The following is a 13,322-nucleotide window of genomic DNA, read 5'->3' as shown; positions in this document are numbered from 1 at the left end:
TCTTCCCGCCGGAGGTCACCGGGGCGAGACCACAACCCCCAGCAGCCCAGGCCCCGTATGCGCCCCGATCACCGCCCCGACCTCGCTCACATGCAGGTCGGCCAGCCCGGGCACCCGTGCTCGCAACCGGTCCGCCAGGGCCGACGCCCGGTCGGAGGCGGCGAGATGATGGACCGCGATGTCGACCTGGGCGGCGCCCGCCCGGTCGGCCGCGATCTCCTCCAGCCGGGCGATCGCCCTCGACGCGGTCCGCACCTTCTCCAGCGGTTCGATCCGGCCACCGTCCAGTTGCAGCAGCGGCTTCACGGCGAGCGCGGAACCGAGCAGGGCCCGAGCGGCGCCGATGCGGCCGCCGCGGCGCAGATAGTCGAGAGTGTCGACGTAGAAGTAGGCGGACGTGCTCTCGGCTCGCTTCTCCGCGGCTGTCACCGCCTCGTCCACCGTGCCGCCCGTCTCGGCCGCCTCCGCCGCGGTGAGCGCGCAGAACCCGAGCGCCATCGCGACCATCCCGGTGTCCACGACACGCACCGGCACCGGCGCCTCGCGTGCCGCCAGGACCGCCGCGTCATAGGTGCCGGAGAGTTCGGCGGAGAGGTGCAGGGAGACGATGCCGGTGGCGCCGGACTCGGCGACCTTGCGATAGGTCTCGGCGAAGAGCTCGGGGCTGGGGCGGGAGGTGGTGACCGACCGTCGCTTCTGCAAGGCCTGGGCCAGGGAACGGGTCGAGATCTCGGTGCCCTCTTCCAGTGCCTGGTCGCCGAGGACCACGGTCAGGGGCACCGATGTGATGCCGTGGCGCTCCATCGTCCGGGGCGGCAGGTAGGCCGTTGAATCGGTGACGATCGCGACATGGCGGGACATGAGCTGGAGGTTACCTGCCGTAGTGGCCGGACGGCAGCCCGCCCCCCGTCACCGGAGCGGCCGCGTCCGGATCAAGTCGTGCTCTCGGGACGGGTCTTCTTCTGCCAGGGGTACGTGGGGCGTGGGCCGGGCGGGGTGATGGCGGGCCGCGTCGTTTCCTCCGCAGGGCGGGACTGCGGGGTTTCCGGCCAGGTCTGCCGGCCCGTCGGGCCATCGGCGGCCGGGGCCTGGGGCCACGCGGGCGGAGCAGGGGTCTGTTCCGTCTCCGTCCAGTGCCGCAGGGCGCCGGCCTCGACGTCGATCTGGGCGCTCAGCGTGTCCAGGTCGTCTTCGGCGAAGCGGCGGGCCCGGTCGCGGGCCGCCCAGCGCAGTGAGTCGGCCGACCGGGTGATGCGTTCGGTGCGTTCGCGCAGGGCGGGCAGGCGCTCGGCGAGCGCGGCGCGGTCCGGTTCGGACTCCAGGCGCCTGAGCTCGTCGTCCAGTTCGTGCCCGTGTGCGCTGAGCCGTTCGAAGAGGGCGAGGGACTCCTTCAGGGACTCGTCCTCGGCCACGCGCGCGTGCAGCGCGTCCTGGGTGGCGCGCATCGACGTACGCAGCTTCAGCCGCAGTTGGGCGACCTCGCCCGCCGGTCCGGGCTGGGCGAAGGACTTGGCGCGCAGGGTGTGGTCCTCGACCGTGCGGCGGGCCTGTGTGATCGTGCGGTCCACGCCGCGCTTGGCGGCGCCGACCACCTTCACCGTGGCGTAGGCGCCGAGCACCAGAAAGAGCACGAAGAGCAGGGCGACGACTGCGATCACTGCTTCCACTGGCTCCTCCTTCGGCCCTCCGGCCCGTCGCGGCACCCGCCGCGCCGCTCTTCCACGGTAAACGCAACAGGCAGGTCCGGAGTTCCAGAAAAACCCCGAACCTGCCCGTAGGGGACTGCCCCGAGCCAGGACCGATGCCCTCACGCCTACGCGGGAACGATGTTCACCAGCTTCGGCGCCCGCACGATCACCTTGCGGATCCCGGCCCCGTCCAGCGCGGCGACGACCTTCTCGTCGGCCAGCGCGACCTTCTCCAGCTCGTCCTCGGAGATGGACGGGGAGACCTCCAGCCGCGCCTTGACCTTGCCCTTGATCTGCACCACACAGGTCACGGTCTCGTCGACCACGTACGCCGGGTCGGCGACCGGGAAGTCCTGGTGGACGACCGAGTCGGTGTGGCCCAGCTTGCGCCACAGCTCCTCGGCGATGTGCGGGGCCAGCGGCGCGATCAGCAGCACCAGCGCCTCGGCGACCGAGCGCGGCACCACGCCGCCCGCCTTGGTCAGGTGGTTGTTCAGCTCGGTGACCTTGGCGATGGCGGTGTTGAACCGCATGCCCTCCAGGTCACCGCGCACGCCGTCGATCGCCTTGTGCAGGGCGCGCAGCGTGTCCTCGTCGGGCTCGGCGTCGACGACGGTGACCTCACCGGTCGACTCGTCGACGATGTTGCGCCACAGGCGCTGCAGCAGACGGAACTGACCCACCACCGCGCGCGTGTCCCAGGGCCGGGAGACGTCCAGCGGGCCCATCGCCATCTCGTACAGGCGCAGCGTGTCGGCCCCGTACTCGGCGCAGATCTCGTCGGGAGTGACGGCGTTCTTCAGGGACTTGCCCATCTTGCCCAGCAGGCGGCTGACCTTCTCGCCCTGGTAGTAGTACGCGCCGTCGCGCTCCTCCACCTCGGCGGCCGGCACCGCGATGCCCCGGCTGTCCCGGTAGACGTAGGCCTGGATCATGCCCTGGTTGAACAGCTTGTGGAACGGCTCCGCGGAGGAGACGTGCCCCAGGTCGTACAGGACCTTGGACCAGAAGCGCGCGTACAGCAGGTGCAGCACGGCGTGCTCGGCGCCGCCGACGTACAGGTCGACGCCGCCGTGCGGCTGCCCCTCGCGCGGGCCCATCCAGTAGCGCTCGATCTCGGGGTCGACCAGCTTCTCGCTGTTGTGCGGGTCCAGGTAGCGCAGCTCGTACCAGCAGGAACCGGCCCAGTTGGGCATGGTGTTGGTCTCGCGGCGGTACTTCTTCGGCCCGTCGCCCAGGTCCAGGGTGACGTTGACCCAGTCCTCGTTGCGCGACAGGGGGGTCTCGGGCTGGGTGTCGGCGTCGTCCGGGTCGAAGGTGCGCGGGGAGTAGTCCTCGACCTCCGGCAGCTCCAGCGGCAGCATCGACTCGGGCAGGGCGTGGGCGACGCCGTCCTCGTCGTAGACGATCGGGAAGGGCTCACCCCAGTAGCGCTGGCGGCTGAACAGCCAGTCGCGCAGCCGGTAGTTGACGGTGCCCTCGCCGATGCCCTTGCGCTCCAGCCACTCGGTGATGCGCGCCTTGGCCTCGACGACACCCAGGCCGTCCAGGGAGACCTCGTCGTTGGAGGAGTTGATGATCTTCGCCTCGTACGACGCGAAGGCGTCCTCCCACGTGGAGGTGTCGGTGCCCCGGCCGTCGGTCGGCTCGACGATGCAGTGGATCGGCAGCTCGAAGGCGCGCGCGAACTCGAAGTCGCGCTGGTCGCCCGCAGGGACGGCCATGATCGCGCCGGTGCCGTAGCCCATCAGGACGTAGTCGGCGATGAAGACGGGGATCTGCTCGCCGTTGACCGGGTTGGTCGCGTAGGCGCCGATGAAGACGCCGGTCTTGTCCTTGGCCTCGGCCTGCCGCTCGACGTCGGACTTCGAGGCGGCCTGTGCACGGTACGCGGCGACGGCCTCGGCCGGGGTGGCGTGGCCGCCGGTCCACATCTGGTGGGTGCCCTCCGGCCAGGCGGCCGGGGTGAACTTCTCGACCAGCGGGTGCTCGGGCGCCAGCACCATGTAGGTCGCGCCGAACAGGGTGTCCGGGCGGGTGGTGAAGACCGTGATGCGCTCGCCGTCGATCGGGAAGTCGACGCGGGCGCCCTCGGAGCGGCCGATCCAGTTGCGCTGCTGCAGCTTGATGGCCTCGGGCCAGTCCAGCTCCTCCAGATCCTCCAGCAGCCGCTCGGCGTAGGCGGTGATGCGCATGTTCCACTGGCGCAGCTTGGCCTTGAAGACCGGGTAGTTGCCGCGCTCGGAGCGGCCGTCGGCGGTGACCTCCTCGTTGGCCAGCACGGTGCCCAGACCGGGGCACCAGTTGACCGGCGCGTCGGAGGCGTACGCCAGCCGGAACTCGCCCAGGACGTCGGCGCGCTCGGCGACGGTCAGCTCGCTCCACGCGCGCGTACGGCCGTCGACGCTCGGTACGGCGCGCTCACCGGACTCGAACTGGGCGACCAGCTCGGAGATCGGGCGGGCCTTCTTCGCCTCCTCGTCGTACCAGGAGTTGAAGATCTGCAGGAAGATCCACTGGGTCCACTTGTAGTAGTCCGGGTCGATCGTGGCGAACGACCGCCGCTTGTCGTGGCCCAGGCCCAGCCGGCGCAGCTGGGACTTCATGTTCTCGATGTTGGCCTCGGTGGACACGCGCGGGTGCGTGCCGGTCTGCACGGCGTACTGCTCGGCGGGCAGGCCGAAGGCGTCGAAGCCCAGGGTGTGCAGGACGTTGTGGCCGGTCATCCGCTGGAACCGGGCGAAGACGTCGGTGGCGATGTAGCCCAGGGGGTGGCCGACGTGCAGGCCCGCACCGGAGGGGTACGGGAACATGTCCATGATGAACTTCTTGGGCCTGGCGACCTGCTCGGGGCCGCCCGCCAGGTCACCGCTCGGGTTGGGCGCCGCGTAGGTGCCCTCGGCGTCCCAGAAGTCCTGCCAGCGTGCCTCGATCTCGGCTGCCATCGCGGCCGTGTAGCGGTGCGGCGCAACCACCTCGGCGGTGGCAGCGGGGTTCGTCTCGCTCATGATCCTCAAAGCTCCATCGATCGTCTCTGCCAGCGGCTGTGTCATCCGGGAAACGAAAAATCCCCTCGCACAGGAGGGGACGCCGCGCCGATTCCGACCACTCGATGTGCCGGTGGTCGGGACTGATCAGCGCGGCCCGCTAAGCAGAAGGCGTACGGCACGCATGGCGTCAGGGTACCGCAGCGCCCGAGCGCACCGCGACGGGCTTACGAGGGAGGGACCCGGCACTGAACGGCGGAGCGTTCTCCGCCGTATCCGGGGTGTGAGATCCTCAAATACTTGAACAAAGTTCAAATGTTACTTCGCGTAACAGCCGCTAAGGGACATCACACCAGGCCCATTGTCCTTTGATAACAACGCAATAACTCAAACCACGTACCCATCGGTATGGCGCCGCTTAGAGTGCGGCAGCGGGACCGCTTTCCCGAACCGCTCGGAGTTGCCCCCATGAACCCTCGTCGCAGTAACAGCTCGCTCCCCCAACCCGGCCGGTCGGCCTCCGGGGCGGCGTCGGCTGCCGTTCTGCTGCTCACTCCCTTCGTCGAGCCGACGGGAGGTGCCTCATGACGGACGACAGCACGATGGACGACTCGTTCGCGGAGTTCCTCAACTTCGGTGCGGGCGTCCTGTCGCTGGTCTGCCTCAGCTGCTCGGTGATCTGGGGCCTCGTCGCCCAGGACCGGATGCTCCTCAACACGCGCCTGCGGATCATGGCGCAGGCGGTGCACCGGACGACGGCGGTCGCCTCGATCGCCTTCCTCCTGGTGCACATCGGAGTCAAGCTGGCGCTGGACCACACCTCGTGGATCGCCGCGTTCATCCCCTTCGGGCTCGCCCTCGCGGGAGGCGACGCGCTGGGCCGGTCCTTCCTCATCGGCCTCGGCACGATGGCCGGCATGCTCATGATCTTCGTGGGCATCACCGGTGTCCTGCGCAACCGCTTCGCGTCACCGGCCCCCGTCGCCGCCCGCTGGCGGGCCATGCACATGCTGGCCTACCCGGCCTGGTGCGCGGCCCTGATCCACGGCCTGTACGCGGGTCGTGCGGCGAAGCCGATCTTCACCATCCTGTACGGCCTGTCCGTGTTCGGCGTCATGGTGGTGCTGGCCCTGCGCGCGGCGCCCCGCCCGGTCAAGCGCAAGATCGCCGACCGCATCACCACGCTCCTCGGCGGCGCGGAGCGGTCGCGCATCGAGGAGCTGGAGGAGAGCCGCGCCCGCGCGGCCGAGTCCGCCCTGCCGGGCTACGGGAGCCGCGCCTCGCAACCGCGCACCGCACCGTCCGGACCGCTGTACGAGACGGCCGAGCGCCCCGCCGCCCCGGAGCCGGCGAACGGCTTCGCGGCCGCCTACCGCGCCGTCTCCCAGCCGCAACAGCAGCCCCTCACGGCCGCCGCCGACCAGACCCGCATCGATCTGCCGCTGGACATGCAGCCCACGCAGGCGATGCCGCGCATGGACGGCACGGGGCCGATTCCCCGCGTGGACGGCACGGGACCGATCCCGCGCGTGGACGGCACAGGGCCGATCCCGCGCGTCGACAGCGGCGGCAGCACCTCCGGCAGCTGGCCGATCCCGTCCCCGCCGCCGGTCGGCGAGGCCCCGCCGTCGGCCTACGACCCGCTCGCCGACACCGGATACACCGTCCCGGCCTATGGCAATCCGGGCGCCGCCGGCTATGGCACGAGTGATGTGTACGACACCGGTGAGACGAACCCCCTCTACGGCACGTACAACCCGAACGACACGTACAACAGCGGTCCCGCCACTGAACCATCGCCCGGTGCTTCCTACGACTTCGACGCACCGGGTTCGGGCGAACCTTGGAACACGCCTTCCGGAGGCTATAGGTGAACGAGGCCCTGCCCGACGTACCCGAAGTCCGCGTGGTCGGCCTTCCCCAGCTCACGTCGGGCTTCGACCTTGTCGAGAGACTTGATATGCCCATGCACCTGAAGGTGCACGGGCCGCTCGAACCGATGGGTGGCGAGCAGCTGGCGCAGCTCGCCGAACGCATCAACCTCAGGGGGCGCGGCGGCGCGGGCTTCCCCTTCCACAAGAAGCTGCGCTCGGTCGCCGAGTCGGCGATCAAGCGCGGGGTGCGGCCGGTCGTCGTCGTCAACGGCAGCGAGGACGAACCTGCCTGCCGCAAGGACACGGTGATGATCAACCGTGCTCCGCACCTGATTCTGGACGGTGCGCTGTTGTGCGCCGAGGCGCTGGGTGCCCGCACCCTCGTGATCGGGGTCACCCGGGAGTCCACCCAGCGCTCCATGGAGGCCGCGCTCGCCGAGCGCGGCCTCAGCAACAGCCGCCGTTCGGCGCTACGCGCGTTCGTCCAGCGCAATCCGGTGCGCATGGTCACCGGTGCGGCAGCGTCGCTGATCCGCTCCATCGACGGCGGCCCGGCGATCCCGCCCGGCCGCAAGGTCAGCGCCTCGCAGAACGGCGTCGGCGGCGCGCCCACCCTGCTGTCGAACGCCGAGACGTTCGCCCAGCTGGCGATCGCCGCCCGGATCGGGCCGGAGCGCTACTGCAACACCGGCCTGTACGACGAGCCGGGCACCGTCATGCTCACGGTCTCCGGGGCGGTCGCCCGCCCCATGGTGATCGAGGTGCCGACGGGCGTCCCGCTGCGGTACGTCCTCCAGCTCGCCGGCGCACCGCCCGTCCCGCAGGGTGTGCTGACGGGCGGCTACCACGGCAAGTGGATCGACGCGGCGACCGTCAACGAGGCGATCGTCTCGCGCAACTCCCTGGACGCGGTCGGCGGTGCGCTGGGCGCCGGCGCGATCCTGCCGATCAGTCAGGAGACCTGCCCGCTGGGCGAGTCGCTGCGTGTGGCGCAGTGGCTGGCCGAGGAGAGCGCGGGCCAGTGCGGCCCCTGCTACCTCGGTCTGCCGGCCGCCGCGCGCGGCATGGAGGACATCCTCAACGGCGGCGGCCCGGCCGCCCTGGAGGCGCTCAAGCAGGTCGCGAAGAACGTCAAGCGGCGCGGCGCGTGCTCGCACCCCGACGGCTCCGCGATGTTCCTGGAGTCGACCATCAAGGCGTTCACGGACGACCTCGCCGCCCATGTCCTCGGGAACGGCTGCGGAAGGCGCGTGGAGGGCGTTCTGCCGCTCTTCGAGGGCGGCAGGGCCCCTACGGGCATCCCGGGCGGCGGAGCGGCCGAGGAGGAGGAGAACGGCCCCAGCCGCCAGAAGATCTACGTCGACTGGACGCTGTGCCGGGGCCACGGCCTGTGTGCGGACATCCTCCCGGAGGTCTTCCAGCTGGGCGCCGACGGCTTCCCGACGGTCGCGCAGGCCAAGGTGCCGCGCTACGCGGAGGCGAAGGCCCTGCGTGCGGTGCGCCGCTGCCCGGCGCTCGCGTTGCGCATCGAGGAGGACACGCGCGGGCAGGCCCCGTCCCGCAACCTGCCGGTCCTCTCCCAGGGCCGCGGACGGCGCGCTCTCGGCCGCTGAGCAGACGAAAGGCGGGCCGCCCCCCGAGGGGTGGCCCGCCTTTCGTCATGGTCGCGCGTGAACGTCCCTTGCACACGTACACACGTCGAAGGCGGGCATCCGATCGGATACCCGCCTTCGTTTTCTGTGGAGCTAAGGAGAATTGAACTCCTGACCTCCTGCATGCCATGCAGGCGCTCTACCAACTGAGCTATAGCCCCTTGCGATGTTCCGCCCGGTTTCCCTGGCGGCGACGCCAACATTACACGGTTTACCGGGCCCAACACCAAATCGTTTCCGTTCTGTCCGGATATGGGCCCGATGTCGTCCTGCTATGCCGTGACGAACGAGTAGAACCGCTTGAGCGTGCAGTGCTCTTCGAGGAGCCGGCCGTAGATCGGCTCCCCCTCCAGCTCGCGGTACGTCTCGATCGGGTCGCCCTTTATGATCAGCGCCCGCGCGCACTCCTCGCACCAGTACTGGTAGTCCGGGTTGAGCGGCTCCATGTCACGGACGATCGGAGTGCCGCTGCCGCACCAGTCGCACTTTCGCCTGTGTGCACCCATCGATCAGCTCCAGCTGTGGCCGCAGGCCGTGCACACGTAGGAGATTCCGCCGTTGTCGCCGAGAACTTGGGCCACGTGCGCGGAACCGCAGGAAGGGCAGCTGAGCCGGGTGAAGGTGTTCCGTGACAATGCCGCATCGAGGAAGTGATCGACCTCCTCGAGGATGCTCGCAGGCATCACTACTCCTCCCGTCGGGCCGCGCCCCCTTCCGGCCGTTTGATTCTGCCACGGCCGGACCAATACGGTCAGCGACGCCGTAGTACCAGTCCGGACACGACACCCGCCGCGGCCGTCCCGGCCGGCGCGTCCCCGCACGCCGACAGCGCCTTCGCAGAGGTATACGCCCCGGAGGCCCCAAGTGACTCAAGCCGGTTCGGGAACAGTGTGCCGGAGGCACGTGGGGCGGGCTCAGCGGGGCGCCGCCGCACCGTCCCGCACCGGCGATCACCAGCTGCAACCCCGCACCGGACCCCTGCAGTTCGACACGTCGAGCAGCGGCCGGGGCCGATTGTCAGTGCCGGGCGCTTTACTGATGGCACGGCTCGGGACGGGTGCAGAACGCGGTCCGGACCGGGGTGTTGTCGCCGGGGTATGAAAAATCCCACCCCCGGCGAGAGGGTGGGATCTTGCACAACCGATCTTTGACAACTCAACAGAGTGCCGATCTGTGGAGCTAAGGAGAATTGAACTCCTGACCTCCTGCATGCCATGCAGGCGCTCTACCAACTGAGCTATAGCCCCTTGTGCCACGCGGCGAAGCCGCTTGGTGTTTCGCCCCGCTCGGCGGGGCGAACAAGAAGAACTTTAGCCTGCGACCTGCCGGAAAGTGAAATCGGGCCCCCGGCCCGGCGATGCCGCTCAGTCGTCGTCGCCGAGCACCGGCTCCGGCAGCGTGCCGGCGTTGTGCTCGAGCAGACGCCAGCCGCGGGCGCCTTCGCCGAGGACGGACCAGCAGCAGTTGGAGAGGCCGCCGAGGCTCTCCCAGTTGTGCGGGTCCAGGCCGAGGAGACGGCCGATGGTGGTGCGGATCGTGCCGCCGTGGCTGACCACCACGAGCGTGCCGTCCTCGGGCAGCTTCTCGGCGTGCCGCAGCACGACGGGAGCGGCGCGGTCGGCGACCTCGGTCTCCAGTTCGCCGCCGCCGCGGCGCACCGGCTCGCCACGCTTCCACGCGGCGTACTGCTCGCCGTACCCGGCGATGATCTCCTCGTGCGTCAGCCCCTGCCAGGCGCCCGCGTAGGTCTCGCGCAGGCCCTCGTCGAGGGTCACGTCCAGGCCGGTGAGCTCGGCGAGCTCGGCGGCCGTGTTCGCGGCCCGCTGCAGGTCCGAGGCGACGATCGCGTCGGGCCGGAGGCCGACGAGCAGCCGGGCGGCACGGCGGGCCTGGGCGACACCGGTCTCGGTGAGCGGCACGTCCGTGGTGCCCTGGAAGCGGCGCTCCACGTTCCACGCGGTCTGGCCGTGCCGCCAGAGGATGACACGGCGGCCCCGGCCCTGTTTCCCGCCGGTCACCTCGCCGGTGGCGCTCACCGCCACTCACCGCCCGGTTCCGCGGCCTCCTCGGCGGCCTGCAGCTTGGCGTGCTCCTCGGCCTTGCCGCGGGTGGCCTTGGCGTCCTCGGGGAGCTCCAGCTCGGGGCAGTCCTTCCACAGCCGTTCCAGGGCGTAGAAGACGCGCTCCTCGCTGTGCTGGACGTGGACGACGACGTCGACGTAGTCGAGCAGGACCCAGCGGGCCTCGCGGTCGCCCTCGCGGCGCACCGGCTTGGCACCGAGTTCCTTCAGGAGTCGTTCCTCGATCTCGTCGACGATCGACTTGACCTGGCGGTCGTTGGGTGCGGAGGCCAGCAGGAAGGCGTCTGTGATCGACAGCACATCGCTGACGTCGTAGGCGATGATGTCGTGCGCGAGCTTGTCGGCTGCCGCCTGGGCGGCGGTGTTGATGAGTTCGAGAGAGCGGTCGGTTGCGGTCACTACACGGCTTTCCGTCGGCGGTCACTTCTCATCAAGGGTCTCACGGACCGCCGGGGACACCCCACGTGATGAGGGGACATGCCACGTGATGACCGGAGCACACCGGGTGGACCGTGTCACGCGCGCGTGACACGGTCTGGCTCCGGCCGGCTCAGGACGAGGGCCTGTAGTCCTGCCCGAGGACGACGGTGACGTTCGCGTTCGGGGTGGCCTTGCCCTTGGTGACGGCGCTGGTGGGCAACCCCAGGGTCTTGGCGACCTCGGTGGCGTTCTCCTTGTCGGCGGCGTCCGCGTAGGTGACCTTGGACGCCGCCCGGGTGGCGGACGCGGTGCCGCCGTCCAGGAAGGTGAAGCCGCCGTTGAGGAGCACGACGCGGGCCTTCTCGGTGTTGTCCTTCACACCGGTGGCGTTCTGCACGGAGACGCTGACGGCCGCGTCCTTGTCGGGGCTCTTGGCGGTGCCGCCGAGCACGTCCTTGACGATGCCGGCACTGGCCTGCGCGCTGAGGGTGCCGTCGGCCTGGACGGGCAGCAGGTCCGTCTTGTAGTCACCGCCCTTGGCGAGGTCGGAGAGGCCCGCGAGGAAGGTGCCGAGGTCCTTGTCGGTCAGCGACGGGTCGAGGATCTGCCCCAGCGTCTGGATCGTGGTCGTCGCGGCGCCCGGATCGGAGGTGATCTTCCGCAGCACGCCCTGCATGACCTGCCCGAACCGCTCCAGCTGGGCGTTCTGGGCCTCGCCGGGCGCCCGGTAGGTGGCGTAGGCGACGGCCATCTTGCCGCTGAGGGTCTGGTCCTGGCCCTTGTTGACCAGGGGTGCCTCGCCCTTCTTCTTGGCGTCCGGGTCTGGCACGTCGGTGTCGGTGTCGACGTCGATGTTGCCGACGAGGTCGACGAGGTTCTGCAGGTAGGGGGTGTCGAGCCGCCAGGTGCCCTGGATGTCGGTGCCGAGGACCGAGTCGAGCGCGTCGCGGGTGCCGTCGGAGCCGTCGTCCTCGACGGACTTGGCGAGCGTGGTGGTGGTGCCGTCGTCGCTGGTCACGACGAGGGAGTTGGGCAGCAGGACGGTGGTGCCCCGCTTGGTGGTGGTGTTGTCGACGAGCAGCGCGGTGGCGGTGCCGCCCTTCTTCGTGTCGTGCAGGTGCACGACGATCACATCGCGCTTCTGCGCACCGGCGGCCGTCGCCGTGCCGGTCTTGGAGTCGGCGGACGACAGGCCCGGCAGCTTTCCGGCGTACCAGAGGTAGCCGACGCCTGTGACCGCTGCCAGCGCCAGCACCACGACCAGGGCAACGACGCGGCTGCGGGCGCGGCGCCGGGCCTCCTCGCGGCGTTCGGTGCGGTTCTCGGTGAACTTCAGCCAGTCGATGACGTCTTCGGAGTCGTCGTTCGGCTCCTCGACGAAGGAGAACTGCTCGGTGCGGTACTCCGGCTCCGGCCGGTCGGCGGGGGCCTCCGGCTCGGCGGGCGGGCCGGCCTGCTGCGGGATGTAGGGGGTCTGCTCGGCGACACGGGGCTGCCGGCCGCTGCTCGCGTTCTCGCCGTAGGGGTCGTACGGCGCCGTGGTCGCACCGCCCGTGTGCGGGCCGGGGGCGTCACCGGAGGCGTACGGGTCGTAGGAGCCGTAGGACCCCTGGGCAGGGGCGGGCGGCTGCTGGCCGGTGGCGTAGGGGTCGTACGAGGGTGGGGGCTGATGCCCGCCGGTGGCGTACGGGTCGTAGCCGTAGCCCTGCTGCCCGTACGACGGGTCGTACGTCTGCTGCTGGGCCTGCTGTGCCGGAGCCTGCCGGTAGACAGGCCTGCCGTACTCGTCGTAGCCGACGAGCTCGTACTGGTCGGCCCCGTACTCTGCGGCCCCCGCGTCGTATCGGTCGTTCACCGGTGCCCCTCTCGGCTCACTCGCCGCGGTACAGCTCGCGCTTGTCGATGTAGCGCACGACTCCGTCCGGCACCAGATACCAGATGGGGTCGCCCTTGGCGACTCTCGTCCGGCAGTCCGTGGAGGAGATGGCGAGGGCGGGCACCTCGACGAGGGAGACACCGCCCTCCGGGAGTCCGGGGTCGTTGAGGTGGTGTCCCGGCCGGGTGACCCCGATGAAGTGCGCGAGGGAGAACAGTTCCTCCGAGTCCCGCCAGGTGAGGATCTGGGCGAGGGCGTCGGCGCCCGTGATGAAGAACAGGTCCGTGTCCGGGTTGAGGGCGCGCAGGTCGCGCAGGGTGTCGACGGTGTAGGTCGGGCCGCCGCGGTCGATGTCGATGCGGCTGACCGAGAACTGCGGGTTCTCGGCGGTCGCGATGACCGTCATCAGGTAGCGGTCCTCGGCCGCGGAGACCTTGCGGTGGGACTTCTGCCACGGCTGTCCCGTCGGCACGAACACCACCTCGTCGAGGTGGAACTGCGCGGCGACCTCGCTGGCCGCCACGAGGTGCCCGTGGTGGATCGGATCGAAGGTGCCGCCCATGACGCCCAGGCGGCGCTTGCCCGGTTTCGCCGGGCCCCGGCCCGGGCCCGCGGCACGAGCGGGCGCCGGGCGGCGCTGCGCGCCGCTCGCCGTGTCGTCCGCCGTGGCGTTCACCGGGCCGGTAGGCATGTCCTGCTCTCCCATGCGTGCAGACCCTACCGGCCCGAGCTGAGGGCTCCGGCC

Annotated in this window: 10 protein-coding genes, 2 tRNA genes and 2 pseudogenes; 2 read left to right on the top strand and 12 right to left on the bottom strand. The window is 70.3% G+C overall.

Annotated elements, in window-relative coordinates; translation table 11 throughout:
• Positions 1-15: 15 nt before the first annotated feature.
• The 3 genes from NW895_RS39435 to leuS all read right to left on the bottom strand — a co-directional run bounded on the left by NW895_RS39435 (position 16) and on the right by leuS (position 4,696).
• Positions 16-861, bottom strand: a complete 846-nt coding sequence (locus NW895_RS39435; RefSeq protein WP_289941949.1) for a DegV family protein — start codon at positions 859-861, stop codon at positions 16-18.
• Positions 862-932: 71 nt separating this feature from the next.
• The gene (locus NW895_RS39430; protein WP_289941948.1) at positions 933-1,667 is read right to left on the bottom strand and encodes a hypothetical protein; all 735 of its coding nucleotides are present in this window, start codon (positions 1,665-1,667) and stop codon (positions 933-935) included.
• Positions 1,668-1,813: 146 nt separating this feature from the next.
• The gene (gene leuS / locus NW895_RS39425; protein ID WP_289941947.1) at positions 1,814-4,696 is read right to left on the bottom strand and encodes a leucine--tRNA ligase; all 2,883 of its coding nucleotides are present in this window, start codon (positions 4,694-4,696) and stop codon (positions 1,814-1,816) included.
• A gap of 447 nt (positions 4,697-5,143) precedes the next feature.
• Here leuS and NW895_RS39420 point away from each other — a divergent pair.
• Together NW895_RS39420 and NW895_RS39415 are read left to right on the top strand one after the other, a co-directional pair.
• Positions 5,144-6,549: pseudogene (locus NW895_RS39420) on the top strand (cytochrome b/b6 domain-containing protein).
• A complete protein-coding gene (locus NW895_RS39415; RefSeq protein WP_289941945.1) occupies positions 6,546-8,162 on the top strand; it encodes an NADH-quinone oxidoreductase subunit NuoF family protein in 1,617 nt (538 codons plus the stop codon). The pseudogene NW895_RS39420 and the gene NW895_RS39415 overlap by 4 nt, the downstream one beginning before the upstream one ends.
• A 127-nt stretch (positions 8,163-8,289) precedes the next feature.
• On the opposite strand, the gene NW895_RS39410 is transcribed toward NW895_RS39415, so the two are convergent.
• From NW895_RS39410 to nadD, 9 genes and pseudogenes are all read right to left on the bottom strand, one after another.
• Positions 8,290-8,362 (bottom strand) — tRNA-Ala (locus NW895_RS39410).
• 111 nt (positions 8,363-8,473) lie between these two features.
• Complete coding sequence (locus NW895_RS39405) at positions 8,474-8,707, bottom strand: hypothetical protein (RefSeq protein ID WP_019523121.1); 234 nt, start codon at positions 8,705-8,707, stop codon at positions 8,474-8,476.
• 3 nt (positions 8,708-8,710) lie between these two features.
• Positions 8,711-8,884 (bottom strand): hypothetical protein, encoded by a 174-nt coding sequence (locus NW895_RS39400; protein ID WP_289941939.1) that lies wholly within the window; start codon positions 8,882-8,884, stop codon positions 8,711-8,713.
• Positions 8,885-8,952: 68 nt separating this feature from the next.
• A pseudogene (locus NW895_RS39395) lies at positions 8,953-9,096 on the bottom strand (MFS transporter); the annotation flags it as partial.
• A 279-nt stretch (positions 9,097-9,375) separates the two neighbouring features.
• A tRNA-Ala gene (locus NW895_RS39390) sits at positions 9,376-9,448 on the bottom strand.
• Positions 9,449-9,565: 117 nt separating this feature from the next.
• Complete coding sequence (locus NW895_RS39385; protein ID WP_289941937.1) at positions 9,566-10,237, bottom strand: histidine phosphatase family protein; 672 nt, start codon at positions 10,235-10,237, stop codon at positions 9,566-9,568.
• Complete coding sequence (gene rsfS, locus NW895_RS39380; protein ID WP_289941936.1) at positions 10,234-10,680, bottom strand: ribosome silencing factor; 447 nt, start codon at positions 10,678-10,680, stop codon at positions 10,234-10,236. Before rsfS ends, NW895_RS39385 begins: the two co-directional genes overlap by 4 nt.
• Positions 10,681-10,831: 151 nt before the next feature.
• Positions 10,832-12,556 (bottom strand): LytR C-terminal domain-containing protein, encoded by a 1,725-nt coding sequence (locus tag NW895_RS39375; RefSeq protein ID WP_289941935.1) that lies wholly within the window; start codon positions 12,554-12,556, stop codon positions 10,832-10,834.
• Between the two features lie 16 nt (positions 12,557-12,572).
• Positions 12,573-13,283 (bottom strand): nicotinate-nucleotide adenylyltransferase, encoded by a 711-nt coding sequence (gene nadD / locus NW895_RS39370; RefSeq protein WP_289941934.1) that lies wholly within the window; start codon positions 13,281-13,283, stop codon positions 12,573-12,575.
• Between the last annotated feature and the right edge of the window lie 39 nt (positions 13,284-13,322).

The organism is Streptomyces sp. S.PNR 29 (genome assembly GCF_030386795.1).
Classification (GTDB): Bacteria; Actinomycetota; Actinomycetes; order Streptomycetales; family Streptomycetaceae; genus Streptomyces.
Note: the sequence above shows the minus strand (reverse complement) of the source record. Positions and strands in the feature narration are given on the sequence as shown.